This window comes from Nesterenkonia sp. NBAIMH1, assembly GCF_007922635.1.
GTDB classification, from domain to species: Bacteria; Actinomycetota; Actinomycetes; order Actinomycetales; family Micrococcaceae; genus Nesterenkonia; species Nesterenkonia pannonica.
Genome location: NZ_CP042335.1, coordinates 235814 through 260887 on the forward strand (window position 1 = coordinate 235814; position 25074 = coordinate 260887).

Sequence of the window (25074 nt, forward strand, 5' to 3'; positions counted from 1 at the left end):
CGTGCTCAGCCGAGAGATCGGGGGGCTCCGAGGAGCAGCTCCATCTGCTCCCGCCGCTGCTCCTCCGCGGTGAGCGACTCCTCCACCTGCTGCATCTGGTTGATCTGATTCACCAGCAGCACGCCCAGGGCTGCGGCGACCAGCGCAAGCGTGGCCGCAGCCAGAGCGAAGAGGCCAGTGATGCGGGGCCGGCCCGAGCGCGCCGGCCGGGGGCTGACCTCGGCCTCCGATGCGCTGTCGGTGCGTGCGGGGCGGTCCACCGCAGTCCGGCTCGGTATGCCCAGAATGGCCGTGTCAAGATCGGCGCTGGGCTGCACGGGCTCGTCGGACTCGGCGAGCGCCGCCATGGTCTCGGAGAATGCGGCGACCTCGAGCTGGAAGTCCGTGTCTGCCTCGTAGAGGGACTGTGCCGCTGCGTCCTCCTCGGGCGTGAGGCCGCCGAGCACGAAGCCGGCCGCGAGGTATTCGTGATCAGCGTGCATCGTTCACCTCCAGCTGGGCTCGCAGCCGCTTCATTCCGTCTCGTATTCGTGACTTCACGGTTCCCAGCGGCGTGCTGAGCGCCGCCGCAATCTCGCTGTGGGACAGGTCCTGATAGTAGGCCATGGCTATCGCTCGCGCCTGCTCGGCGGGCAGTCCCTTCAGAGCGGTGTTGAGACGGATGGCCTCCACGTGGTTCAGGGCCTCGGTCTGTATGTCCGGCTCCACCTCAGGGGCCTGCTTGAGGCCTTCGGCGAAGTCGCGGTTCTGCTGGGCCTGGACGGAGCGCACCCTGTCGATCGCTCGCCGGCGGCACATCGTCGTCAGCCACGCCCGGCCTGTGCCGGCCTCAGCGCGGAAGGAGTGCGCCCTGGTCCACACTTCGAAGAACACATCCTGAAGGACCTCTTCTGCCAGGGCCCGGTTGCGCACCAGCCGCAGAATAGTGGCCAGAAGCACGCTGCCGTGCTCGCGGTACAGCGTTTCGAAGGCCTGCTCGTCCTGGCGCTGAATCCGCACGAGCAGTGCGCCGCAGGCATCCTGCTCTGCCTCTGAGGCCGACGAGGCTCCGAGGCTCTCGTCCTGCGGGTGGGGTGGGGACATTTCTCAAGCTTGCCATGGGAGGGGTCTGATCACGAGCTGATTGGGGCGAGCCGTCGGCTCCGAATTCTCTGCAATGAGGCGATGGCGGCGCCTGACCTGTCCGCAGGAACAGTCTGAGGCGCCGCCATCGCTGGTGCGCCGAGGGGCATCGGCGCGGTGCGGCTCTTCCGAGAAGAGGGAGAGGGAGGGAGTTACTCCTCGGAGGCCGCAGGCATCAGAACGCCGTCGATCATGTAGACCACGGCATTGTCGGTCTGGACTCCGCCGCAGACGAGTCCGGCTTCGTCGAACATCAGGTCGTCGCCCTCACCGGTGATGGTGACCATCTCACCGTTGACGGTCTCGTGCTCGCCCTCGATCTCATCCGGGTCCATCTGGCCCGGGATCACGTGGTAGGTGAGCACATCGTTGAGCGCCTCAGCGTCCTCGGCGAGCGCGTTCAGGTCTTCCTCGGGCACTTCGCCGAAGGCGTCATCCGTTGGGGCGAGAACGGTGAACTCGTCACCGTTGAGGGTGTCCACGAGGTCCACGTCTGGGTTCAGCTCCCCGGACACGGCACTGGTGAGAGTGGTGAGCATGGGGTTGTTCGAGGCTGCGGTGGCGACTGGGTCCTGGGCCATGCCGTCGACTGATCCGTCACCCTCGGGGACCTCTTCGGCGTAGGCCTCACAGCCTGGGCCGACGAGGTTGGCGGCTGGGTCCATCTCCTCGTCCGCACTGTCCTCGGCGCCTTCCTCCATGTCCTGGTCGGCGTCCTCATCCATGTCCTCGTCGTCCATGTCCCCCTCGGTGCCGGCCTCATCATCCATGGGCTCGTCCTGGGTCATGTCCTCATCGGTCTGGGTGGTGTCCTGGTCCTCCTCGGGCGCATCCTCGCCGCCCCCGTCGTTGCAGGCCGTCAGACCCAGCAGGGCGATTGTGCCGATTCCCAGGAACTTGCTTGCCGTGCGCATGTGGGTGTTCATGGCTGAAATCTCCTATAGAACTGTGGGGACAGGCCGCCTTCACATCCTTGTCTGCGGCCTGCGTACCTGCTGTTCGGTGCCGCGCAGAGATCGGATGGGACGGATTCAGATTTTTTTTCGCAGTCCCCGGAGAACCCGGGCCGGAGCTCATTCCTCGGGCTGGTGCGAGGCTTCGGGCCGGGCGAGCAGGCCGGTCCTGGACTGCCCGGCGAGCAGACGATCGGCGCGATCATGGTGGGAGGCCCGCTTCTCGGAGTCCATCCGGTCCAGCATCGCAACCATCATCTGGGCCCGCGGGTTCGACGACAGGGTGTCGCGGTGGTCGCGGACGAAGGCCCAGTAGAGCGCATCCCAATCCTGCGCCCACTCCCCAGCAGGCAGGTCAGACATCTTCTTCAGGTAGTTGCTGCCCGAGACATAGGGCTTTGTGGTGATCCCCTCGCCTGCGGCGAACTGGCTCATGGCGTACACGTTGGGCACCATGACCCAGTCGTAGGCATCGATGAACATCTCCATGAACCACTCGTAGACCGCATCGGGGTGCACACGCAGAAGGGACATGCCGCTGCCGAGGATCATCAGCCGTTCGATGTGGTGGGCGTAGCCGGTGGTCAGGACCCGGCCGATGACGAGGTCGAGGGGCTCGAGCTCGGTGCGGGCCGTCCACCATCCCTGGCCGAGCTGCCGCGTGTGATTCAGGCGGTTCGAGGTGCGAAGGGAGCGTCCATGAGTGATGTAGGCGGCCCGCATGTATTCGCGCCACCCGATGACCTGTCTCACGAAGCCTTCCACCGAAGCCAGTGGGGTTGAGCTGTCGGCCGCGTCCAGCACGGCCTGCAGCACATCCCGGGGGTCGAGGAGTCCGATGTTCATCGACGCAGTGAGCAGACCGTGGTTGATGAAGGGAAACTCAGCGGAGATCGCGTCCTCGTAGGGCCCGAAGTCGTTGAGCCGCTGCGTCGCGAATTCCCGCAGATGCTCCGCGGCCTCATCTGCCGAGGTGGGCCAGGCGAACAGCCGCGGGTCCCCGGGGGCGTCGGGGAACTCTTCCAGCGCCCACTCCACGGCTCTCTCGACGTCCTGATGCGGATCTGCTGCGACACCCTCCGGCTCCTGTTCGAAGTCCAGAGCCGGCTGGCGCTCTCGGGACAGGTCAGAGAATCGCTGCACCGGCGCGGGCGTGTAGCCGCGCGGCAGCTTCTTGCGATTCTCCTCGTCGAATGACCAGGCTCCGCCGACGGGCTCGCCGTCATCGGTCACGAGGATGCTGAGGCGGCGGCGCTGCCAGGTGTAGAAGTCCTGCATTCGCAGCGGATGATCATTGAGCCAGTCTCTGATCTGCCTGCGGTCGGTGAGGAACCCAGGGGTCTCGAGAACCTCCTGCTCCGCGGCGGCAATGCCGGCGTCAGCAAGAGAGGCGTCGAGGTCCTGGTCCAACCAGTCGTCGACGACGTCGAACCGCGTGACCCGCGACGGCTTGAGCCGCTCCAGGAGCGCCGCGAGCTGTTGGCGGGAGCTGAGGTGCGCATCGCTGCGCAGCACATCAACCGTGCGCCCTGCCCCCCGGAGCCGGCGCGCGAAGCGGTCCATGGAGGCGCGGTGCAGGACGAGCTTGTGGGAGTGGAACGCGTACTGCCGGAAGAGCAGGTCATGCTCAATCAGCACGAAGCGCATGCCGGAAGGGGCCTGCAGCTGCTCCTCGAAGAGCTGATGGGGAAGGACGAGATGGACCGCGGAGGAGCTGGTCACCCTCTCCGCACTCCCGCGAGAAGGCTGGAAGCCGTACGCGCGGCGCGATCCCCGGAGGCCATTGCGCCCTCGATGGATCCTTGGTCGAGGTGGTCTCCGGCGATCAGGGTGCGATCGTTGATCCGCTGCTCACGATGGCGCCTCAGCGGCGGCGGCTGTCCCGGCAGGGTATGCGGCACCACATGGTGGGTCAGCAGCTCCCAGCGTCGAGCTGAGGTCCTGTAGATCCTCTCGAGATCCCTGCGCACGGCGGCCTCGTCGGCGAGGCCGGTCGGCTGATCCAGCAGGGTTGTGGCCTGCACCAGGTGCTCACCGCGGGGCGCGTAGGAAGGCGCTGCCTCCGAGACCACGGCCGTGTTCCATACGGGGCCTGCAGGCCCGCCGCCCGGCCCGGACGCATCCACAGTGAGGAACGTCCCGCCTCCCGGCGGCTCAGGGGCGCGGAACCACCAGGTCGTGAGCCCGTGAGTCACCGGCGCAGGCAGGGCGGTCAGGTCTGCGACATGCTCGGGGCCCACCGCGACCACAGCCAGTCGCGCCCGCAGCGCTGCCCCATCCGTGGTGACCGTGACGCCGTCGGCCGTCTCGTGGAGCTCACGGGCAGGAGAGCGCAGCCGCACAGGCTCAGCCAGGTTGGACGCCATCTGTTCGGGCAGCGCCTGCATCCCCTTCTCCGGCAGGCCCGGCGCTCCGAGCGCGAACCACCGCACGAGCATGCGGGCGTAGTCGGCGGACTTCTCCCCGGAGCTGTCCACCATGACGCCGGCCAGGAAGGTGTCCATCAGGTTCCGTCTCAGGGGGCCGGTGAATCCTGCCGCGTCGAAGGAGGCCCGCAGGGCTCTGTCACGGCTCGGACGCGAGGCGGCTGCTTCGCTCAGCAGCGCGGGACCGATCCAGCGCACGAGCGCCAACACGTCAGAGACCTGCAGATGCTCGCTGCGCACGGTGGAGAGCAGAAGCTCCGGGTGGCGCAGGGGGTGCGCGAGGACGGAGGCGTCGCTCTGGGTGGTCACGCGCGCGCCGACCCCGAAGCTCTGCAGACCCAACGCAGAAAGGTCAGTCCACCTGCGCAGCGTGGGATAGGCAGGGTTCAGCACCTGGAAGCCGCGGTCGCAGCGGAACCCGTCGATCTCGTCGGTGCGCACCCGGCCGCCGACGGCGTCACCGGCTTCGAGCACCGTCACACGGTGTCCTCGACTCTCGAGGCGGCGAGCACACTGCAGGCCTGCGAGGCCTGCTCCGATCACGATGACGTCAGCGTCCATGTCACTCCCTTGCGTCGGCGTGACGGTCAGTCTACGGCGGAGCCGGGGATCGGTAGACTGGGACGCTGCCAGCTGATCCTCAGATCGCCGTCACCAGCACTGCTTGAAGGAGTTCGTCTGATGAGTCCGCACTCGCTCTTCCGGGTCATGGGCATCGCCGAGGCGGTGTCATGGACGCTGCTGCTGGGCGGCATGGTGCTGCGGGCTGCTGCCGGTCTTGACGTGGCGGTGACCATCGGCGGAGCAGTCCACGGGTTCGTGTTTCTCGCCTACGCAGTGACGGCTGTGCTCGTCGCCAAGAATCAGCGGATGGGACGAGGGCCGGCGGCTGTCGCCATCATCAGCGCGATCATTCCCTACGCGACGATTCCCGCTGACCTCTGGCTGACCCGAACAGGTCGCCTGCGGGGAGGGTGGCGTCGTTCGGCCACGGACGACGCGCGTGATCGCCGGTGGCACGATCGCCTGTTCCGCACCGTGGTGCGCCGCCCTGTGCTGAGCTGCGTCATCCTGCTCGTCGCAGTGGCCGTGGTCTTCGTCAGCCTTCTGGCCATCGGATCTCCTCTCGACCACCTGCCTGAGTCGTGAGCCCGAGCCGCACCGCGGCGCAGCCCAAAGACGGCCGCGGAGGTCCGGCCGCTGCCGCCGTGGTGCTGCTCGCCGGGGCAGGTGCGGCGATCCTTGCCGCGGCGCACGCCTCCGGGCGCACGGAGGGCGCGCTGAGTGTGACAGCCTCGCTGCTGGTCCCCGCGGTGGCCGCCTGGTCCGTCATGCGACGGCGCCCTCGGACCTTCACGACGGCCGACGGGGTCACTCTGCTGCGTGTCGCGATCGTCGGTGTGCTCACCGCGGCCCTGGTCCTTGCGGCAGCGGGGACGCTGCCGCCCCGAACGTGGACGGTCCTGATCCTCGCCGCTGCCGCAGCCCTGCTCGACGCCGTCGACGGGTGGGCTGCCCGCCGCCTCGGACGCGGCAGCGAAGAAGGAGCCCACCTGGATGCCGAGTCCGATGCGGCGGCGCTGCTGGTCCTGTCGGGACTGCTGTCCCTCACCGTCGGGTGGTGGGTCCTGGCCATCGGACTGACGCGCTATGCCTTCGCAGCCGGCACCTGGCTGCGCCCGCTCTGGCGACGGACGCTGCCCTACAGCGGCTTTCGGCGAACGGCTGCGGCTGTGCAGGCCACGGCCGTCGTCATCGGCTTGGGGCCTGTGGTGCCGCAGGGGCTCGCCGCTGCACTTGCCGGCGGGGCGCTGACGCTGCTCCTCATCTCCTTCGGCCGAGACATCATCCTGCTGGAGCGAGACGGGCGCGAGCCTCCAGCGGCGCGGCGCCCGGAGGGGGCGACCTGATGGCACCGTCGAGAGAGTATGAGCGGGCCTTCCTGGTGCCGGCAGACCTGCCGGGCCCCAGCGGAGGCTCCATCTACAACGCGCGCGTCCTCGACGCGTGGCGCGAGGTAGGCGCAGAGGTCGAAGAGGTCGCTGTCGGGGGCACGTGGCCTGCCCCAGACCATCAGGCAGAGCGCGAACTTGCTCGGCGTCTGACGCAGTGCCGCTCAGCACTGGTCGACGGGATCATTGCATCGGCCGCCCCGGACGCTCTCGCGGAGGCTCAGGCCGACGGGGTGGAAGTATCGGTCCTGATGCACCTGCCCCTGCCGGCTGAAACAGGGCTGAGCCTCCAGCAGCAGCGCGATGCGGCGGCCCTGGAACGGTCGGCTCTTCACCGCGCAGACCGGATTCTATGCACCAGCCAGTGGGCGGCCCAGGACATCATCGCCCGCTACGGTCCTCTGCAGTGCGAGGCAGTGCCGCCCGGCGCCGACGCGCGTGCCCCCGCCACGGGCTCCGACCCCCCAAAGATCCTGTTTCTGGGCTCCCTCTCCCCGCGGAAGAACCCCCTTCTGCTTCTGCGGGCACTCGAGCCGCTGGCAGATCTTGAATGGCAGCTGCAGATCACCGGGCCTGCAGGTCCGGATCCGTCATACGCGGAGGCGCTCAGCACAGCCGCTCGCAGGCTGCCCGGCCGGGTCAGCATCACAGGACCCCTGCAGGGCCGCGCCCTGGAGAGCGCATGGGAGTCCGCTGACCTGCTCACGCTCCCTTCCCTGGCGGAGACCTACGGCATGGTGGTGACCGAGGCGATCGCCCACGGCGTCCCCGCGGTGGTCGGCGCGGGGACAGGTGCGGTCGAAGCCCTCGCATCAGGGCTCGGCGTACCGTCTGCCGTCACGGACCAAACCCTCCCCGGAAGCGCGGCGGACCCTGAGGATGTGAGGGCCTGGACGACGCTGCTGGAGCGGTGGCTTCAGCAGGAGGACCTTCGAGCCAGGTGGCGCGCGAATGCCCTCAGGAGCCGGGATAGACTCCGCCCATGGAGCGAGACAGCGAAGAGCCTGAGGACAGCGCTGGGCTGGTAGCACGCCCCGTCGCTGCGGATTGGCTGACCCTCAGGCGTGAAGCCGACCACCGAGCCAGGGAGCGCACCGCCCCGATCGTCGATCGGATCAGCGAATGGCTGACTTCCCAGCAGAACGGTGACGAGCCGGCCCTGGTGATCGACCTCGGCTCAGGCACCGGGTCCAATCAGGCGTGGCTGGCCCCTCGACTCGCAGCGCCCCACGAGTGGGTCTTGGTGGACCATGACGCCTCGCTCCTGAACGTCAGCACGGAGCTGCCGGATGAGCACGCGGTGCCCACCACTCGTGTGGTCGGCACGGTGGATCGGCTTCCGGAGCTGATCGGGTCACGAGCACCGGTGCTGGTGACCTGTGCGGCACTGCTGGACCTGCTCTCCGAGCAGGAGGCCGCACTGATCGCTGAGACCATCGCGTCGAAGGGCGCTGCCGCACTGCTGAGCCTGACCGTCACCGGGGAGGTCTCGCTCGCCCCGCAGGACCCCTTCGATGCCGCGATCACGTCAGCGTTCGACGCGCATCAGCGCCGCGAGGATCTGCTGGGCCCGGACGGCGCCGAGGCGTTCGCCCGAATGCTTCGCGCAGCCGGGGCGCAGGTGGAGATGATCGCCACCGACTGGGACCTCGACTCCGCGAACACCAAGTTCGTCGAGCGGTACCTCAGCGACCGCGCGCAGGCGGCGGTGGAGCAGGACCCCTCGATGCGCGAGGACGCTGCGGAGTGGCTGCGGCGCCGCTCCGGGCAGCTTCGCGCAGGGGACCTCACGGTGCGCGTAGGCCATCTGGACATCGCCTGTGTGCCGGGGTCCGCGCCGACGGCATGACCCCGTGAGCGCATCGGCTCGGCACGCCGCAGACTCCGGAGCCCGGCCCACGCGGCGGACGGTCCTGGCAGGGGCTGCCCACCTCACCGTCACGGTGCTCATTCTGTGGGCGCTGGCCGCGCTCTGGGGGCCGGAGAACCTCTTCTCAGCCGTCCGGGAGCTGCCCTGGTGGAGCTTCGTCGCTGCGCTGGCGCTCGGCGGAAGCGGGGTGGTGGTGCAGGCACTCCGGTGGCGCATCGTCGCTGGGCACCAGGGCATCCGTGTCTCGGCCGGCGCGGCGGTGGCCAGGTGCTGGCAGGCAGCGTTCCTCAACAGCGTGCTGCCGGGCGGCATCGCCGGCGACGTGCTGCGCGCTGCCGACGACAGCACCGACGCTGCGGCGGATTCCCGACGTCGGGCCTTCGCCCGGGGCTTCGCCTCGATGGCCGCCGAACGGCTGGTGGGCACCGCGGTGGTCTTTGCCGCTGCCGGGACGGTGCTGCTGACGCTCGCGCCCCTTGCCGCCGCGGGATGCCTGGTGGCAGCTCTGATCGCCGGGGGCATCGCCGCCCGGTGGATGAGGGCGCTGTCGGCCGTCGAGGTCATCCAGGTGGTGGCCCTGTCCGTGCTGGGATGGCTGTGCTTCGCGTCCCTCTTCATGCTCTCGACGGCAATACTGGAGCCGACCGTTCCGGCTTCGGTGCTGCCCAGCTCTGCGGCTGTGGCGCTGGCCGGAATGTCTGTTCCGGTGGGCGTCGGCGGGTGGGGCCTGCGCGAGGCGGCTTCGGCATGGAGCTTCTCCATCAGCGGGCTTCCGGCAGCGGACGGAATCCGGGTCTCCGTGGGCTACGGGGTGCTCGCCGTGGTCTCCACTGTGCCGGGGGCCGGAGTGCTCGTCGTGAGGGCGCTGCCGCGGCTGCGGCATGTCCGTTCGTTCATCGGAGGACAGAGACGGCGAAATCAGCATCCTGATGCCACGCCTTGAGGTCCCATGTGGCGAAGCGGTGCTCCAGGCGCCACCCGGCGGCGGCCGCGTACTGGTCGAAGTCCGTGAGGCTCAGGTGCCGGTCGGTGTGAAACCCGACCACGAGCGGCCCATCGGGGACGAGGCAGTCGCGGAGCCTGCTCAGCACCTGAGTCTCGGTGTCGGGGGCGAGAAACACCATCACGTTTCCGGCCATCAGCGCCGCGTCGAACGGTGCTGATGCTCCAAGGGCGCTCAGGCTGAGCTCCGCGAGGTCAGCGACTGAGTACGCCGGACCAGGGTTGTCCTCCTCGGCCGCGGCGATCAGCTCCGGGTCAGCGTCCGCACCGTGGACGGTGTGGCCTCTGCGGTGGAGCTCTGCGGCGAGGCGTCCGGGCCCGCAGCCTGCGTCGAGGATTCGTGCTCCCCGGGGAACCATGGCATCGAGGAGCCTGGCCTCGCCCACGAGGTCCTCACCCTCCTGCGCGAGGGTGCGGAACCGGTCGATGTACCACCGGGAGTGACCCTCTTTGGTCTCGGTCACCCAGCGTGTGGGCTGCGGGGATTCGCTCATCAGCGCAACTCTATCTGCGCCTGAACAGGCAGGTGGTCCGATCCCCGCTGGGCGTTCCGTGCGGTGCTGATCCCCGCTGCGGTGACGCGCACGGAGGGTGAGGCGAGGATCCAGTCAATGCGTCTGCCGGGGGCCCGAGGCGGCCGATATCGCGAGAATGTGCCCCATTCCTCGCTGTGCCGGCTCTCGGCAGCGTCCCACGCATCGCGCATCTGCGCGGCTTCGCGGAGATGCCGCATTGGGGCGGCCGCCGGACCGGTATTGAAATCGCCGGTGATGAACGAGGGGGTGGGGCAAGCCTGCACGGCGGCGCTCAGGGCACGTGCGCTCATCAGCCGCGCCCAGGCCGAGAGGTGGTCCAGGTGGGTGTTGATCATCTGGAACCTCATGCCGGTGTCGCGGTCGCGGAAGGATGCGGCAACGAAGACGCGCGGAAATATGCTGCCCCATGACCTGGAGCCGGGTTCGCCTGGCTTACGGGATAGCGCGTGCTGGCCCCAGTCGAGCAGCTCCAGCCTCTGCGCGTCGTAGAAGATGGGGGCGGCCTCGTCGCCGGCGTCGCGCGCCCGTCCATAGCCCACTCGGCCGTAGCTGTCTCCCAGGGCTGCGTGCACCCACTCGGCTTGGTCCGGGAGCGCTTCCTGCACTCCCAGCACAGTGGGCATCTCTGCGCGCAGAAGGTCCCGCAGGTGCGGAGCCCTCGTGTCCCACCGATCCGCGGCACGCAGTGCAGGCCCATGCGAGCGCCGCCGAATGTTCCACGTCATCACGTGCAGCGTTGGGGCTGATGCTGGGCCGAAGAGTGCGTCCCTCGTCCGGCTTCGGCTGCGCGTTTCGTCTGCTTGATCCATGTGGGCCTCCCGCGGCGTACTGTACCGGCCGTGCTGATCTATGCTGTGCGCAGTGAACCATCTGCCTCGACAGCCGCCGCCGCTGGGAAGCCGTGCCATTCTGGGGCAGCGGTGGAGCGATGTGGTCTTCCTCCATTGGCGGGTCGATCCTGAGGCGGTGGAGCCCTTTATGCCGCCTGGCTGCTCCGCCGACGTGTTCGACGGTGATTCGTGGGTCGGCCTCGTGGGCTTTCAGATGTCTGACAGCTCGTTCTTCGGAGGCCCCCGCATCCCATGGCTCGGGTCGTTCCCGGAGGTCAATGTTCGCCTGTACTCGGTCGATGCGCAGGGCCGGCGCGGCGTCGTGTTCCGGAGCCTGGAGGCATCCCACCTGGTGCCGGTGATGGTGGCCCGGGCGGCCTTCGGACTGCGGTACCAGTGGGCGTCGATGAAGCGCGAGCGCACAGACGACGAGGTGGCCTACCGGACAGTTCGGCACGGCCGCAGGAGCGCTGTCTCAGAGTTCACAATCCGACCCACGCCTGAGCGGGCCGGCGACGGCGAGCTGTCAGGAGATCCGCTGTCGACGTTCCTGACAGCCCGGTGGGGGTTCCATGAGCGCCGCAGAGGGCGCACCATCTATTGCCGGAATCACCATGAGCCGTGGCCTCTGCAGCGTGCGGAGCTGCTGCGGCTTGACGATGGCCTCCTGGAGGCAGCAGGTTTTGAGGGCGTCGCAGACAGGGCTCCCGAGTCGGTTCTCTATGCGCCTGCGGTGAGGACTGTCTTCGCTGCGCCGCAGACTCTCCAGCAGCCGACCGTGTGACGCGCTGTTCGCCCGCGTGGATAAGCTTGCAAGATGGCGACAGCGATTCTCGTGCGGCATGGCCGCACCACAGCAAATGCCACGGGGCTGCTGGCAGGCAGGGCCGCCGGCGTCAGCTTGGACGAGGTGGGACGCGATCAAGCAGTTCTCACCGCCGAGCGGCTCGCGGCCGTTCCGCTGGCGGCGGTGGTCTCCAGCCCCCTTGAGCGCTGTCAGCAGACCGCCCAGCACATCCTCGATCGCCAGGCGGGCGCACCGTCCGCACCGGTCGAGTCTGACCTCATCGAGTGCGACTACGGCGACTGGCAGGGTCGCAGTCTGACCGATCTCGCGGGCGAGGACCTGTGGTCGCTGGTGCAGTCCCAGCCGTCCGCAGTCGTTTTTCCCGGCGGTGAGTCGATGGCCGCAATGCAGGCTCGGTCGGTGGTCGCGATCCGCCGTCACGATGCAGCCGTCGAAGCCGAGCACGGACCCGAGGCCGTGTGGGCGGCGGTCAGCCACGGCGACATCATCAAATCCATTCTGGCCGACGCCCTGGGCATGCACCTGGACCTGTTCCAGCGCATCAGTGTGGGCCCTGCATCCGTATCGATTGTGCGCTACGGCACTGGCCGGCCGAGCGTCCACGCGACGAACACCGACGGGGGCGATCTGTCGTGGCTGTCGAAGGGCATCCAGTCGGGCGATGCGCCGGTAGGCGGGGGCGCAGGAAACAAGCCACATTGACCCGCAAGGCCTAGAATGGTGCTATGCCTGCTCGTGTTCACGATTTTGATTGGCCTGACCGGGCCGTCGTCGGCACCATCGGCCTTCCGGGGGCGCGCACGTTCTATCTGCAGGTGCGCGCAGGGACCCAGATGGTGAGCGTCGCCCTCGAGAAGCAGCAGTCGGCTTTGCTCGCGGAGAAGATCGATGAGATCTTGGACCAGCTCATCAGCGTGGAGGGCAATCGCTTCAGCGTGCCCACCAGCACTCCCCCGGAGCTTGTCGACAATGACCAGCTTGAGGCCGTCGAGGAGCGCTTCCGCACCGGCACTATGAGCCTGGGATGGGACCCCACCACCGCCCAGGTCGTCATCGAGGCCTACCCCATCACGGACGCCGACGGCGATGAGGGCGGTGAAGCCCCCGATGAGGACGGCTCGCCCGACAGCGAAATGCTGGTGGTGCGAATGCCGGTGGGCACTGCCCGCGCGTTCGCCAAGCGCACCCATGAGATTGTGGGCGCCGGACGCCCGGCGTGCCCGCTCTGCGGCTACCCGATCGACGCCGACGGGCATACCTGCATCGTTCCTGAGGGCTGATGTCAGCCACGGACCTCATGGCCAGCGAGCTGACGCTCACAGGTCGTATCAGGACGGCTTCCAACGCAACATTTTTGGGCAGCATCGGTGACGCGCTCGTTGTCTATAAGCCGATAGATGGTGAGACTCCCCTGTGGGACTTCCCCGACGGCTGCCTGGCGCACCGGGAGGTGGCCGCTTTCCGCGTTTCAGAGGCTCTCGGCTGGGGCGTGGTTCCGCACACCTGGCTGCGCGACGGCCCTTTGGGTGAGGGAATGGTGCAGCTCTGGCAGGAGCAGGACCCGGACCAGAGCGCCGTCGACCTGGTCGAGGCGGAGCATGCGCCGGAGACGGGCTGGAAGCATGTTCTGCAGGGCCAGGATGACAAAGGACGCATGGTCACCCTGGTGCACGAGGATTCGTCAGCGCTGAGGCGCATGGCGGTGTTCGACCTGATCGTCAACAACGCCGACCGAAAAGGCGACCACATACTCGCCATGGCGGACGGCCACAGGTACGGCGTGGACCATGGGCTCACCTTCCACCGCAAGCACAAGCTGCGCACGGTCCTCTGGGGGTGGCTGGGAGAGGCCCTGACCGCCGAGGAGCTCGAGGGTATTGACTGCGTGAGCGAAGGACTCCAAGGCGAGCTGGGCCGCGACCTCGCCGAGCTGCTGACTGACGAAGAGATCACGTCGCTCGCTGAGCGCTGCGCGGCGCTTCGCTCAGAAGCACGGTTCCCGGCTCCCCCCGCAGGGATGCCCGCGGTTCCCTGGCCGCTGTTCTGAAGGAGCGCAGGAGCCCCGGCGCCCAGTCCTTTGGCCTGACGCGAGGCGACGCATGGAGCGCTGACTCCCGGAGATCCACCCATGTCAGCGAATTAGGTGAGGCAAGCCTTCTTTCCTTTTGTTAACATTCGGATGTGCAAAAACATCACGCTCCTCGTGCGCTTCGGACAGAGTCGGTGTCTGTGTCCTATGGGGCCGCGTCTGTGGTCGTGGACGCGAACGTCGAACTGATCCCCGGCACCGTCACGGCGCTCATCGGACCCAATGGCAGCGGCAAGTCCACGCTGCTGCGCGGCATCTGCAGGCTGGCCGACACCACTGGGACCGTCACACTCAACGGGGACGACACCTCTGCACTCTCCCCGCGGGCCTTTGCCAAACGTCTCACGATCCTCGCCCAGCAGCGCCCCACCCCCGGCGGACTGACCGTCTCCGACATTGTTGAGCTCGGCAGGCACCCGCACCGGAAGCGGTTCAGCCGTGCAGACGCCCAAAGCCAGCGGGCCGTGGAGCGCGCCATTCGGCTGACCGGACTTGAGGCGCTGCGTGACCGCCCGGTCACCCAGCTCTCCGGGGGGCAGCTGCAGCGCGTGTGGCTGGCCGCCTGCCTGGCCCAGGAGACGGACGTCCTCCTGCTGGACGAGCCCACCACGTTCCTGGACCTCAAGCACCAGATGAGCCTGCTGGACCTGATTCGCGACTTGGCCGATCAGCACGGTCTGACCATAGGGGTGGTCCTGCATGACTTGGAGCAGGCCGCCGACATCGCGCACCGCGTCATCCTCGTCTCCGAGGGACGAATTGTTGCCTCTGGCGCTCCAGCAGAAGTCATGACGGGCGACAGGCTCACTGAGATCTTCGGCGTGCGCATCGACGTGCTGTCCATGCCTCAGGGCGGGCTCGCTGTCCGCGCCCGTCGCGCCGGGCGCGGCACCCCGCATCAGCAGCACGACGCAGCAGAGCCGGTTCTGCTGTCCGCCTGAGCCTCACCACCGACCGCACCTTCACCCCCCCCAAGCCATACCCGTGACCGAAAGGACCCCTGCCCACCATGAACCTTCCACAGCGCCTGCGAGGCGCGGCCGCGGCCTCAGCCGTCGCCGTCTTCGGTCTGACTGCCTGCGGCACCACCGAAGTCGACGAGGCGGAAGCCGGCTCCGAGCCCGCAGAGTCCGCGCCGGTCACCGTGACGGACTACCGGGGCGAGGAGATCACGCTGGACGCCCCCGCCCAGCGCGTGGTCACCCTCGAATGGGCGCAGACTGAGAACGTGGAGGCGCTCGGCGGCACTCACGTCGGAGTCGCAGACCTCGAGGGCTACGAAGCGTGGGCCACAGCAGTTTCGGTGGACGACGACGCCACCGATGTGGGGCTGCGCACCGAACCCAGTCTGGAGGCCATCGGCCAGGCCGACCCTGACCTGATTCTCGGCGCTGACAGCTCCGTCCCGGACGGCCTTCTGGAGGATCTCGAAGAGATCGCGCCCGTCGTGCTGCAGCCCGGTGCCGATGCGTCTGACCCCCTCGGCAACATGCAGGACAACTTCTTCATGACCGCTGAGCTTCTCGGTGCGCAGGACCGAGCCGATGAGGCCTGGACGGAATTCGAGGATGCCCGGGACACCGCGGCCGAAGCCATAGCCGACGCGAGCGCTGAAGGAACACCCTTCGTCCTGGCCTACCCCACGGTGGAAGGCAACACCGCCACATTCCGCATGCATGGTCCCGGCGCGTTGGCTCAGACCCTCGGAACGGAGATCGGACTCGAATCCGCGTGGCAGGACGAAGGCGACGAGGCGTATGACATCAGCCAGGCAGACGTAGGGAGGCTGACCGCTCTGGACGAGGACACCATCCTGTACTGGTGGACCTCGGAGTCTGACCCCGATGATCCCTTCGAGCCCCTCGAGAGCAACTCCGTATGGAACTCCCTGGGATTCGTGGAGAACGATGCCATGCACCCCGTGGACGGCATCTGGATCTACGGCGGCCCCGCTTCGGCCACGCAGTGGATCGAATACCTCAGCGAGACAGCGGTCGAGACTGCCGGAGACCAGTGAACTCACTGAGGACCAGGGCTGAGCCGGAGCACCTGGCAGCAGAAGCGCCCACCGAAGGACCACAGGTGACGCACGCCGCCGCCGCTGCACGCGTGGTGGCGACTGCGGCTCTGGTGCTCGGCACGGCCGCCCTGGTGCTGCTCTCAGCGGTGCACCTGACTCAGGGGACCTCGGCAGCATCACCGTGGGAGCTGCTGACGGCCGTCCTGACTCCCGGCGACACCGACGCTGCTGCTGATCTGCGTGCACTGGCGCTGGACTCGCGGCTGCCACGGCTGGTCGGCGGACTCGTCGTCGGCGCCGCCCTCGGCGCAGCCGGCTGTGCTCTGCAGGCCATGACGCGCAATCCGCTGGCCTCACCGGACACTCTGGCGGTCAATGCCGGGGCCCACCTGGCACTCACCGCAGCAGCAGCGTTCGGCGTCTCCCTGCCGGCGCTGAGCTCGGCCGGGCTCGCGTTCCTCGGAGGCGGGATCGCAGCAGGAGTGGTGCTCGCCCTTGCTGGGCTCTCCGAGCATGCGCCGATTCGGCTCGTTCTGGCGGGAACTGTCGTTGCCATGGGCCTGGCCTCGGTCACCGCAGCCCTGCTGATGATCTTCGCTCAGTCCACGCAGGGGCTGTTCCTCTGGGGCGCTGGGACGCTCAACCTCTCCGGGCTCTCCGGACTGCTGCCCCTGCTTCCCGTGGTGGTGGGGGCAGCCCTCGGCCTGGTCATGCTGACCCGAAGCACCGATGTGCTCTCTCTGGGAACAGATGCCGCACAGTCCATGGGCGTCAACGTCGCATTCCTGAGAGGCGCGCTGCTGATCTGCGCCGTGGCCCTCTCCGCCGCCGCGGTGACGATGGTCGGACCACTGGGCTTCGTCGGCCTGTGCGCACCCGCCATCGTGCGGCTGGCCTCTGCCAAGGTCATACGTTTCGGCCGATCCGCCTGGGCGCTCACAGCCTCTGCCCTGGTGGGTGCGCTGATCGTCATCGGGTCCGACGTTGCGGTGCGCGCCTTGGCATTCGCCGTCGCCGGACCCAATCTCGCGGTCGCCATTCCCACCGGCGTCGTGACCTCCCTGGTGGGGGCGGTCTTCCTCGTGGTGCTGGCTGTGCGGCTGCGCAGCGCAGCCAGCCATCAGGAGGTTTCCGCACTGCCGCTGCCGCACCGCATCACGCTCAGTCGTCGGGTCATCCTCAGCGCAGCCGCAGCGCTGCTTCTGCTGATCCTCATGGGCGCAGGGCTGCTGCTGGGTGACTGGTGGCTGCGCGTCGGGGACATCCAGCTGTGGCTCAGCGGTGAGGCCGCCCGCGCCATCGAGATCACCCTGAACTTCCGGAGTCCACGCGTCGCCGCCGCCGTCCTAGGAGGTGCCGTGCTCGCCATCGCCGGTGCCCTGGTGCAGAGCGTGACCCGGAATCCGCTGGCCGACCCAGGAATCCTCGGCGTCGCCGCCTCCGGCGGAGCCGGCGCCGTCATCGCCATGATCCTTTTCACCTCCTCCGCGTGGACTATGTCCGCCGGTGCTGCCGCCGGGGCGGCGCTGGCCGGGCTGATCGTGTTCCTTCTGGCCAGTCCGCGCGGCGGTTCCCCGGAAAAGGTGGTGCTGGTCGGCATCGGCGTGATGACGGCAGCGCAGGCCATCACCCAACTGCTGATATCCACCACCAACCCGTACAACCAAGCAATGGCGATCTCCTTCCTGGGCGGCTCCACGTTCGGGACCACGTGGGGCGATCTCACCCCGATCCTTCTGCAGCTGGTGCTGTCCGTTCCGGTCCTGATCCTGCTGCAGCGGGAACTGGACATCATCAGCATCGATGAACTCACCCCACGGATACTCGGAGTGCGCTTGGGCTGGGTACGCGCTGCTGCGCTGATCATCGCCGTGCTGCTCTCGGCGGTCGCGGTGATCGGCATCGGCGTGATCAGCTTTGTGGGACTCGCCGCGCCCCATATGGCGCGCATGCTGATGGGCCGCGAGCACCGTTGGTTCCTGCCCATGTCAGCCCTGCTGGGTGCCGCTCTTGTGTCCCTGTCGGACACGTTCGGGCGGACTGTCATTGCACCGGATCAGCTGCCCGCCGGACTGGTAGTGGCCGTGCTCGGACCGCCCTACCTCCTCTGGCTGCTGAAGCGCTCCACTGCCCAGACCGCATAGCCGACCGCTCGAGCGATGCCCCGAGCATCAGCAATGGACCCAATCCGGAGTCCATCTCGGCTTCTCACCACTTTCAGAACGCGGTGCTGGGCAGGTCCTTCTCGCCGTCCACGATCGCAGTGACGATCCGCTCTGCCACGCGGTCCGGGTCCAGCGGCTCTGGGAATGACGGCGCAGACCCGGCGATCGGGTGCTCGGACAGCGAGGTGCCGGTGTGCCCGGGGCGGGCGTCCATGATTCGGATGCCATCGCGACGGTACTCGCGAGCCGCTGCAGCAGCGAAAGCCGCGAGCCCCGCCTTGGACGCGGAATACGCTGCCACTCCGGCGGTGGGCGTCTCAGCGACGACCCCGCTCAGCGTGACCACGAAGGGTTTCCGGCCGTCATCTGCCGAGGCCGCGAGGTAGGGGTGGCTCTGAGTGATGAGTTCGATCGCACTGGTCGTGTTCACCGCGAAGAGTTCATCAACCGTGGCGGGCTCAAGTCCTGAAGCGGGGCCGAATGCGACGACCCCGGACGCGATGACAAGGCCGTCGAGGCGTCCATGCTCCGCATGCGTGGATTCCAGCACCCCCCGGATCACAGTGGGTTCACGCAGGTCGTGCCCTGCGGACTTCGAGGACCGGGCAACGACGGCACCGCTGCTCTCCAGCCGATCGGCGATCCGCAAGCCGAGCCCGCCTGAGGCACCGACCACCAGAACGACCGCACCCTCAAGATTCGTCATGGGTGAAGCGTAGACGAGCTGCGGCAGTCGGCCCAGCCCCAGTCGTTTCGCTGAGGACTGGTCAGTGCACCAGGCCTCGAGAACTCATGATGCTCTGTGATCTGGTTCTGGGGTGGCGGGGCGCTTCAGCGATAGGAGAGGAACGCGCTCCCCGGTGCCGGTCCGGTCTCTGCTGTGGAAGACTGCCGGCATGGCTGCTCCAACGCGCAACCACGACCTCGTCCTCTTTGGTGCGACCGGCTTTGTCGGGGAGCTCATCGCTGGATACCTTGCGCACCACGCTCCACCGGACCTGCGAGTGGGACTCGCGGGGAGGTCGAGGGCAAAGCTCGAAGACGTACGGTCCAGACTGCCCGTCGCCGCCCATGACTGGGCCATCATTGAGGCCGATACGGGGGACCCTGACTCGCTCGCGGCCATGGCCACGGGCACCAGAGTTCTCTTCACCACGGTGGGTCCCTACGCGAAATACGGGCTGCCGGTTGTCGAGGCGTGTGCCCGCGCCGGCACCCACTACGGGGACCTGACGGGAGAGGTGTCCTTCGTCCGTGAAGCTATCGACCGTTGGGGTGCCCTTGCGAACACTACAGGTGCACGGATCGTCCATGCGTGCGGCTACGACTCCGTCCCGTCGGACCTCGCGGTGCTCCTCCTGCACCAGGCCGCGCAGGCTGACGGCGAGGGCAGACTGACCGAAGTGCAGCTCGTTGCCAGGGCGAAGGGCGGTTTCAGCGGCGGCACCATCGAGTCCATGCGTGGGCAGCTCGACGGTATCCGGACGGACCCTGCGCTGCGGTCCCTTGCGGGCGACCCCTACTCCCTCAGTCCAGACCGGACGGCGGAGCCCGCGACCCGGCAGCCTCCAGATCTGGGGTGGGTCGGCCGTTCGGATGAGGGCCCGTGGGCCGCGCCCTTCATCATGGCGTCGGCGAATACGCGGATCGTGCGTCGCAGCAATGCCCTGCAGGGTTGGGCCTACGGCAGGTCCCTGCGGTACGGCGAAGTGATGGGTATGGGGCGAGGGCCTGTGGGCGCCGTGACCGCCGGGGCCACGGCGCTTGGCCTGCGGCTGTTCGGAGCCGCCCTGGCTCTGCCCATCACGAGGAAAATGCTGGACCGTGTCCTTCCGTCGCCCGGTGCGGGCCCGAGTGAGGCCGCGCGGCGCTCAGGCTGGTTCCATTCCCAGGTGACTGCTTCCACGGTGAGCGGCCAGCGCTATCGTGCCATCGCAGCTGGGCCCGGCGATCCGGGATACGCCGCCACCGCCGTGATGGCCGGAGAGACAGCCCTCTCACTTGCCCTCGACGGCGACCGTCTGCCGTCTGCCACAGGTTCGCTGACCCCGGCGACCGCCCTCGGCAACATTCTCGTTGAGCGGCTGCGCGAGGCAGGCCATACCTACGAAGTCACGTCCCTCGCCAGCTCTGTGCCGTGAGTGAACTCTCTGTGCGAACTATGCCTCGACGGGGTCTCTTGAGGTTTCCTGCACCTCTTGACGATGCTGGTAGCCGCTAGACGTTGAACTTGAAGTCGACGACGTCGCCGTCGCGCATCACGTATTCCTTGCCTTCGAGCCGGACCTTGCCGGCGGACTTCGCATCGTTCATGGACCCGGCTGCGACCAGATCTTCGAAGCTGACGATCTCCGCCTTGATGAAGCCCTTCTGGAAGTCAGTGTGAATCACACCTGCGGCTTCAGGGGCGGTGTCACCCTGGCTGATCGTCCACGCCCGTGATTCCTTCGGACCGGCCGTGAGGTAGGTCTGAAGACCCAGGGTCTCGAAGCCCACGCGGGCCAGCTGGTCCAGGCCGGACTCCTCCTGGCCGTTGAGCTCCAGCATCTCCGCTGCCTCTTCAGCGGACATGTCCACCAGATCGGACTCGAACTTCGCGTCGAGGAATACTGCCTGAGCAGGCGCGACGGACTCGCGCAGCTCCGCCTGCTTCTCCTCCGAGCCGAGAACCGACTCATCGGCGTTGAACACATAGATCTGGGGCTTGGCCGTCAGCAGGCTGATCTGCTTGAGCTCATCCATGTCCAACGAGGCCGATGCGGAGAAGATCGTCCGGCCGTCGTCGAGCACCTCTTTGGCTGCCACGTAGGCATCGAGGGTGGACTTGTCGGCCTTCTTCCCCGAGACCTGCTTCTCCAGTTTCGGGATCGCGTTCTCGAGCGTCTGCATGTCGGCCAGAATGAGCTCGGTGTTGATGGTCTCCATGTCCGACGTCGGATCCACCTTGCCGTCCACGTGGGTGACGTTCTCATCCTCGAAGACGCGGACCACCTGGGCGATGGCATGAGCCTCACGAATATTGGCGAGGAACTGGTTCCCCAGCCCCTCCCCTTCGGAGGCGCCTTTGACGATGCCGGCGATGTCGACGAACGAGACTGCGGCCGGAATGATCTTCTGGCTGCCGAAGATCTCAGCAAGCCGAGTCAGCCGCTCATCAGGAAGATCCACGATGCCGACGTTCGGCTCGATCGTGGCGAACGGATAGTTCGCCGCGAGGATCGTCTGCTTGGTCAGTGCGTTGAAGAGAGTCGACTTGCCCACATTGGGCAGTCCCACGATTCCGATAGTCAGTGCCACAGAGATCTAACCTACCGCGTCCCGGGCACGCTGTCGGTCCGGGCCCGCCCTGAATACCACAGTGACGCCTGCAGGGAGCCATTCCTGGCCGCGAACTACAAAAAGTCTTGTAACGGACTGAGAACAGATCCACACTTGATCTACTCTGATGTGCGCTTCGACTACACAGCTCACTGGAACTGCGCAGGCCCCGCCCTCCACGGCCCCTGCGCACACCGATGAGGTATACCACCGAAAGGAAACACGTCATGGCGTCCGCGCCTGCAGATACTGATTCGCCCGAGGCGAAGCCCTCACGCATCGCCTCGACCCCCGTGAACTGGCCGGTGTTCATCATCTCGGCGGCCCTGATCGTCGTCTTCACCGCTGCTGCCGCCATCTGGCCCGACCCCATCTATGCGGCTATGGAGAACGCCTTCGTCTGGCTCTCCCAGTACCTCGGCTGGTACTTCATCCTGACCGCAGCGATCATCGTCGTCTTCGTGCTGATAGTGGCCTTCACCCGAGTCGGCAAGACTCGCTTGGGCCCCGACCACTCCAAACCCAAGTTCAGCCTCTTCACCTGGGCCTCGATGCTCTTCGCCGCGGGCATCGGCGTCGACCTGATGTTCTTCTCCGTGGTCGGCCCGGCTACGAACTACCTCGCGGGTCCCGGAGGAGCTGAGCCGGAGACGGTGCAGGCCGCTGAGGAGGCAGCCCTGTGGACCATGTTCCACTACGGCATCCCCGGCTGGGCCATGTATGCCCTGACAGGCATGGCCTTCGGACTCTTCGCCTACCGATACCACCTCCCGCTCGCGATCCGCAGCGCTCTGTACCCCATCATCGGCAAGCGCGCGCAGGGCGTCGCCGGGGACACGGTCGAAATCGCCGCAGTGCTGGGCACCATCTTCGGCATCGCCACCAGCCTCGGCATCGGCGTCGTCTTCCTGTCCTTCGGGCTGGGCATGATGTTCGGCATCGAGACGACGTTCGCCGTGCAGGCCTCGCTGATCGTGCTGGCAGCCATTGTCGTGACCTTCTCCACGTACTCCGGCGTTGAAAAGGGCATTCGGCGCTTGGCCGAGTTGAACGTGCTGGCTGCCATCGCCCTGATGCTCTACGTGCTCATCGCCGGCGAGACCATGGACCTTCTCAACATGCTCGTGCAGAACATCGGCGACTTCTTCGCCATGTTCCCGGGCATGCTCACGCAGACCTTCGCTTTTGACACCTCCGAGGAATGGCTGTCCTGGGAATGGCTCGAATGGTGGACGATCTTCTTCTGGACCTGGTGGATGGCTTGGGCACTCTTCGTCGGCCTGTTCCTCGCACGCATCTCCCGCGGACGCACGCTGCGCCAGTTCATCATCGGTGTGCTGCTGGTCCCGTTCGCCTTCAACGCGCTGTGGATCTCCATCTTCGGAAACGCCACCGTCTCCAGGATCGCCGGCGGTGACGCGGCCTTCGCCGAGGCCGCTCTCGACGCTGAGGGCTCCGGCTACTTCGAGCTGATCTCCCAGTACCCAGGCGCCACATTCGCCATCGGAGTCTCTGTCGTGGTCGGCCTGCTGTTCTACGTCACCTCCGCCGACTCCGGATCCCTCGTGCTGGCCAACTTCACCTCGAAGATCAGCGCAGGCACTGGGGACGGCCCTCGCTGGCTCCGTGTGGTGTGGTCCGCCGTCATCGGCGCCCTGACCCTGGTGATGCTGACCCTCGACGGCATCTACACCCTCCAGATGGCCGCGGTCATTCTGGGACTGCCCCTCTCCCTGGTGCTCTACGTCCTGATGCTCAGCGTGTGGAGGACTCTGCGTATGGAGACCTACGCCCAAGAGTCCAAGGACGCCCAGCTTCCCTCCGCCCTGTCGGAGCGGATCGCTGCCAGCACCGACCCGAGCCAGGGCCGCTGGAAGCGCCGCCTGCGTCGCCATATGCACTACCCGAAAGCCAGCGAGGTGGAGGAGTACATGACCAGTACGGCGATGCCAGCCATCGAGGAGGTGGCAGAGGCGATGGCCGCCGCCGGCTCCGAGGTGATCTGCGAACGAGGCACGGCGACAGAGTCCGGCATGCAGCAGATCGACCTCAGAGTCGACTTCGGCAACGAAGCGATCTTCAAGTACCAGGCCTACCCGGTGGAGTACGCGGTGCCGAGCTTCGCGCTCAACTTCCGCAGCGCCGGGGAGACCTACCACCGGGTCGAGGTCTTCTCAGCGACCGGATCCTCCGGACATGACATCTTCGGGTACACCAAGGAGCAGCTCATCACGGACGTGCTCGACGCCTACGAGCGCCACCTGACCGTCCTGACGATGAGCGACGAGGCACCCGGGCCCTCTGTGACGTTGGACACGGGCACCATCCCGACGGATTGGGACTCCTCCCGAGTCAACCGGTCAGAGTAGGCCGGCCGACTCTCCTGCGCCCATCCGGCGTCGTTCTCCCCTGGTTAGAGTGGAAGATGACGCCGGAGGTGCGGGAGATCACCGCGAACCCCCACGCCCACCAGATCCGACCCGAGGAGCATTCCAATGACCGCCACCCTGTTCATCGATGGACAATGGGTCTCCGCCGCCTCAGGCGAGACCCGCACCATCACCTGCCCCGCCGACGGCTCCGACGTCGGCACCGTCTCGGAGGCCGGCGCTCAGGACGCCGAGTCCGCCATCGCAGCGGCCAAGAAGGCATTCGACTCCCGCGTCTGGGCGGACACCCCGGCGGCGGAGCGTGGAGAGTTCCTGCTCCAGGTCGCGCAGCAGCTCACCGAGCGCAAGGACGAGTTCGCTCGCGCTGAGGCCCTCGACACGGGCAAGCGCTTCGTCGAGGCTCAGATCGACATGGACGACATCATCGGCTGCTTCAAGCACTTCGCGAAGCTCGCCGACCATGACGCCGGACGCATCGTCGACGCCGGTGACGCCTCCGTCATCTCAAAAGTGGTGTACGAGCCCGTGGGCGTCTGCGGGATGATCACGCCCTGGAACTTCCCGCTCCTGCAGTCCGCGTGGAAGCTGGCACCCGCCCTCGCTGCCGGAAACAGCCTCATCCTCAAGCCTGCGGAGCTGACCCCGCACACGGGCATCCTGATCATGGACGTCTTCGACAAGCTGGGTCTGCCGGCCGGAGTGGCGAACCTGCTCACCGGTCCGGGAGCGACCGCCGGTGCGCCGCTGTCGACCCACCCCGACGTCGATCTCATCTCCTTCACCGGCGGCCTCGTCACCGGCCGGAAGATCATGTCCTCCGCCGCCGAGACGGTGAAGAAGATCGCCCTGGAGCTCGGAGGCAAGAACCCCAACGTGGTCTTCGCCGACGCGGACTTCGAGGCCGCGGTCGACAACGCCCTCAACGCCGGGTTCGTCGACTCCGGACAGGTCTGCTCGGCCGGAGTGCGGCTGATCGTCGAGGAGTCCATCAAGGAGAAGTTCGTGGACGAGCTCGTCCGACGCGCTGAGAGCATCCAGATGGGCGGGCCCTTCGACGAGAACGCCGAGACCGGCCCGCTGATCAGCGGTGAGCACCGGGACAAGGTGCACGCCTACGTGGAGAAGGGCATGGAAGAAGGCGCCCGGCTCCGCACCGGAGGCCACTTCGGCGGCGAGGAGCACAAGGACGGCTGCTTCTACGCCCCCACCGTGCTGGACAACGTCGAACGCGGCATGCACGTGGTCACCGAGGAGTCCTTCGGACCCGTCATCACCGTCGAGACCTTCACCACAGAGGAGGAGGCCATCGCCACGGCCAACGACACGGTCTACGGGCTGGCCGGAGCCGTCTGGACCTCCGACTCAGGCACCGCCCACCGCGTGTCCTCACGCCTGCGGCACGGCACCATCTGGATCAACGACTACCACCCCTACCTGCCGCAGGCCGAGTGGGGCGGCTTCAAGCAGTCCGGCGTGGGCCGCGAGCTCGGCATCGCTGGGTTCGACGAGTACCGCGAGGCCAAGCACATCTACGAAAACACCGCACCGGCCGTCAGCGGCTGGTTCCGGATGCCGGGTCAGTGAATCTGAAGG

General features: G+C 67.3%; 24 protein-coding genes. 15 read left to right on the plus strand and 9 right to left on the minus strand.

The window, feature by feature from the left end:
* Window positions 1-5 precede the first annotated feature (5 nt).
* The 5 genes from FS388_RS01075 to FS388_RS01095 all read right to left on the minus strand — a co-directional run bounded on the left by FS388_RS01075 (window position 6) and on the right by FS388_RS01095 (window position 5062).
* Window positions 6-482: a hypothetical protein gene (locus FS388_RS01075; protein WP_146338883.1), complete on the minus strand. Its 477-nt coding sequence runs from the start codon at window positions 480-482 to the stop codon at window positions 6-8.
* The gene (locus tag FS388_RS01080; RefSeq protein ID WP_146338885.1) at window positions 472-1083 is read right to left on the minus strand and encodes a sigma-70 family RNA polymerase sigma factor; all 612 of its coding nucleotides are present in this window, start codon (window positions 1081-1083) and stop codon (window positions 472-474) included. The genes FS388_RS01075 and FS388_RS01080 overlap by 11 nt, the downstream gene beginning before the upstream one ends.
* 191 nt (window positions 1084-1274) lie before the next feature.
* Entirely contained in the window at window positions 1275-2048 is a 774-nt protein-coding gene (locus FS388_RS01085) for a fasciclin domain-containing protein (RefSeq protein WP_246836246.1), read from the minus strand.
* Window positions 2049-2195: 147 nt separating this feature from the next.
* A complete protein-coding gene (locus tag FS388_RS01090; protein WP_146338887.1) occupies window positions 2196-3797 on the minus strand; it encodes a cryptochrome/photolyase family protein in 1602 nt (533 codons plus the stop codon).
* Complete coding sequence (locus FS388_RS01095) at window positions 3794-5062, minus strand: NAD(P)/FAD-dependent oxidoreductase (protein ID WP_146338889.1); 1269 nt, start codon at window positions 5060-5062, stop codon at window positions 3794-3796. The genes FS388_RS01090 and FS388_RS01095 overlap by 4 nt, the downstream gene beginning before the upstream one ends.
* Before the next feature lie 120 nt (window positions 5063-5182).
* Here FS388_RS01095 and FS388_RS01100 point away from each other — a divergent pair, with 120 nt between their 5' ends.
* The 5 genes from FS388_RS01100 to FS388_RS01120 are packed head-to-tail and all read left to right on the plus strand — an operon-like array spanning window position 5183 to window position 9266.
* Window positions 5183-5650 (plus strand): DUF3817 domain-containing protein, encoded by a 468-nt coding sequence (locus FS388_RS01100; protein ID WP_146338891.1) that lies wholly within the window; start codon window positions 5183-5185, stop codon window positions 5648-5650.
* Window positions 5647-6411 carry a CDP-alcohol phosphatidyltransferase family protein gene (locus FS388_RS01105; RefSeq protein ID WP_146338893.1) on the plus strand — a complete coding sequence of 255 codons (765 nt, stop codon included), beginning with the start codon at window positions 5647-5649 and terminating at the stop codon, window positions 6409-6411. The genes FS388_RS01100 and FS388_RS01105 overlap by 4 nt, the downstream gene beginning before the upstream one ends.
* The gene (locus FS388_RS01110; protein ID WP_146338895.1) at window positions 6411-7481 is read left to right on the plus strand and encodes a glycosyltransferase family 4 protein; all 1071 of its coding nucleotides are present in this window, start codon (window positions 6411-6413) and stop codon (window positions 7479-7481) included. The genes FS388_RS01105 and FS388_RS01110 overlap by 1 nt, the downstream gene beginning before the upstream one ends.
* Window positions 7436-8302, plus strand: coding sequence for a class I SAM-dependent methyltransferase (locus FS388_RS01115; RefSeq protein ID WP_146338898.1), 867 nt, complete (start codon window positions 7436-7438; stop codon window positions 8300-8302). Before FS388_RS01110 ends, FS388_RS01115 begins: the two co-directional genes overlap by 46 nt.
* A gap of 4 nt (window positions 8303-8306) precedes the next feature.
* Complete coding sequence (locus tag FS388_RS01120) at window positions 8307-9266, plus strand: lysylphosphatidylglycerol synthase transmembrane domain-containing protein (RefSeq protein WP_146338900.1); 960 nt, start codon at window positions 8307-8309, stop codon at window positions 9264-9266.
* Here the strand turns inward: FS388_RS01120 and FS388_RS01125 are convergent.
* Both FS388_RS01125 and FS388_RS01130 read right to left on the minus strand, forming a co-directional pair.
* The gene (locus FS388_RS01125; protein WP_146338902.1) at window positions 9217-9819 is read right to left on the minus strand and encodes a bifunctional 2-polyprenyl-6-hydroxyphenol methylase/3-demethylubiquinol 3-O-methyltransferase UbiG; all 603 of its coding nucleotides are present in this window, start codon (window positions 9817-9819) and stop codon (window positions 9217-9219) included. The genes FS388_RS01120 and FS388_RS01125 overlap by 50 nt on opposite strands.
* Complete coding sequence (locus FS388_RS01130) at window positions 9819-10586, minus strand: endonuclease/exonuclease/phosphatase family protein (RefSeq protein WP_168198551.1); 768 nt, start codon at window positions 10584-10586, stop codon at window positions 9819-9821. Before FS388_RS01130 ends, FS388_RS01125 begins: the two co-directional genes overlap by 1 nt.
* Window positions 10587-10722: 136 nt before the next feature.
* On the opposite strand from FS388_RS01130, the gene FS388_RS01135 reads away from it, so the two are divergent.
* The 7 genes from FS388_RS01135 (at window position 10723) to FS388_RS01165 (ending at window position 17752) form a co-directional block, all read left to right on the plus strand.
* On the plus strand, window positions 10723-11475 hold the full coding sequence (locus FS388_RS01135) for a YqjF family protein (RefSeq protein ID WP_246836247.1): 753 nt from the start codon (window positions 10723-10725) through the stop codon (window positions 11473-11475).
* A gap of 33 nt (window positions 11476-11508) precedes the next feature.
* Window positions 11509-12201 carry a histidine phosphatase family protein gene (locus tag FS388_RS01140; protein ID WP_146338908.1) on the plus strand — a complete coding sequence of 231 codons (693 nt, stop codon included), beginning with the start codon at window positions 11509-11511 and terminating at the stop codon, window positions 12199-12201.
* Between the two features lie 23 nt (window positions 12202-12224).
* Entirely contained in the window at window positions 12225-12779 is a 555-nt protein-coding gene (locus tag FS388_RS01145; protein WP_146338910.1) for a DUF3090 domain-containing protein, read from the plus strand.
* On the plus strand, window positions 12779-13546 hold the full coding sequence (locus FS388_RS01150) for an SCO1664 family protein (protein WP_146338912.1): 768 nt from the start codon (window positions 12779-12781) through the stop codon (window positions 13544-13546). Before FS388_RS01145 ends, FS388_RS01150 begins: the two co-directional genes overlap by 1 nt.
* 176 nt (window positions 13547-13722) lie before the next feature.
* Entirely contained in the window at window positions 13723-14529 is an 807-nt protein-coding gene (locus tag FS388_RS01155) for an ABC transporter ATP-binding protein (protein ID WP_246836248.1), read from the plus strand.
* Between the two features lie 68 nt (window positions 14530-14597).
* Window positions 14598-15605, plus strand: a complete 1008-nt coding sequence (locus FS388_RS13105) for an iron-siderophore ABC transporter substrate-binding protein (protein WP_146338915.1) — start codon at window positions 14598-14600, stop codon at window positions 15603-15605.
* A gap of 65 nt (window positions 15606-15670) precedes the next feature.
* The gene (locus tag FS388_RS01165; protein ID WP_210410211.1) at window positions 15671-17752 is read left to right on the plus strand and encodes an iron ABC transporter permease; all 2082 of its coding nucleotides are present in this window, start codon (window positions 15671-15673) and stop codon (window positions 17750-17752) included.
* A gap of 73 nt (window positions 17753-17825) precedes the next feature.
* Here FS388_RS01165 and FS388_RS01170 read toward each other — a convergent pair whose 3' ends face one another.
* Window positions 17826-18479 (minus strand): SDR family oxidoreductase, encoded by a 654-nt coding sequence (locus FS388_RS01170; protein ID WP_146338919.1) that lies wholly within the window; start codon window positions 18477-18479, stop codon window positions 17826-17828.
* A gap of 190 nt (window positions 18480-18669) precedes the next feature.
* On the opposite strand from FS388_RS01170, the gene FS388_RS01175 reads away from it, so the two are divergent.
* Window positions 18670-19914, plus strand: a complete 1245-nt coding sequence (locus FS388_RS01175; protein ID WP_146338921.1) for a trans-acting enoyl reductase family protein — start codon at window positions 18670-18672, stop codon at window positions 19912-19914.
* Between the two features lie 76 nt (window positions 19915-19990).
* On the opposite strand, the gene ychF is transcribed toward FS388_RS01175, so the two are convergent.
* Window positions 19991-21070: a redox-regulated ATPase YchF gene (ychF, locus tag FS388_RS01180; protein WP_146338923.1), complete on the minus strand. Its 1080-nt coding sequence runs from the start codon at window positions 21068-21070 to the stop codon at window positions 19991-19993.
* Window positions 21071-21318: 248 nt separating this feature from the next.
* Here ychF and betT point away from each other — a divergent pair, with 248 nt between their 5' ends.
* Together betT and FS388_RS01190 are read left to right on the plus strand one after the other, a co-directional pair.
* Entirely contained in the window at window positions 21319-23460 is a 2142-nt protein-coding gene (gene betT / locus FS388_RS01185) for a choline BCCT transporter BetT (RefSeq protein ID WP_146338925.1), read from the plus strand.
* Between the two features lie 126 nt (window positions 23461-23586).
* Window positions 23587-25065 carry an aldehyde dehydrogenase family protein gene (locus FS388_RS01190; protein ID WP_146338927.1) on the plus strand — a complete coding sequence of 493 codons (1479 nt, stop codon included), beginning with the start codon at window positions 23587-23589 and terminating at the stop codon, window positions 25063-25065.
* Window positions 25066-25074: the final 9 nt, after the last annotated feature.